The following is a 325-nucleotide window of genomic DNA, read 5'->3' on the forward strand; positions in this document are numbered from 1 at the left end:
AGCCAGGTCTGCGCCACGAACAGCACCCCGGACACCGCCAGGCACCACAGCACCGCCCGCGCCACCGCCGCCGAGGCGCCGACCGCCTCCTCCACGAAGGTCGCGATCGCGTCGAAGCCCAGGTAGGAGAGCACCGCCACCGAGACCGCCGAGAGGACCGCGGTCGCCGAGAAGCCGTCGACCGCGGTGAACGGGGTCGCCCAGCCGCGCTGCGCGCCGTCCCGGACCAGCACCCACACCGCCGCGACCACGAACACCGCCAGCACCGCCAGCTCCGTGACCAGCACCGCGAGGCCCACCACCGCGGCCGTCCGCACCCCGGCCA

At 75.7% G+C, this 325-nt stretch carries 1 protein-coding gene; it reads right to left on the reverse strand.

Going from position 1 to position 325, the window contains the following annotated elements; genetic code table 11:
* Window positions 1-325, reverse strand: a 325-nt coding sequence (locus tag IG02_RS0135625) for an amino acid permease (protein WP_158712462.1), incomplete at both ends; no start/stop codon positions are given.

This window comes from Streptomyces sp. NRRL F-5135 (assembly GCF_000719775.1).
Lineage (GTDB): Bacteria > Actinomycetota > Actinomycetes > Streptomycetales > Streptomycetaceae > Streptomyces > Streptomyces hebeiensis.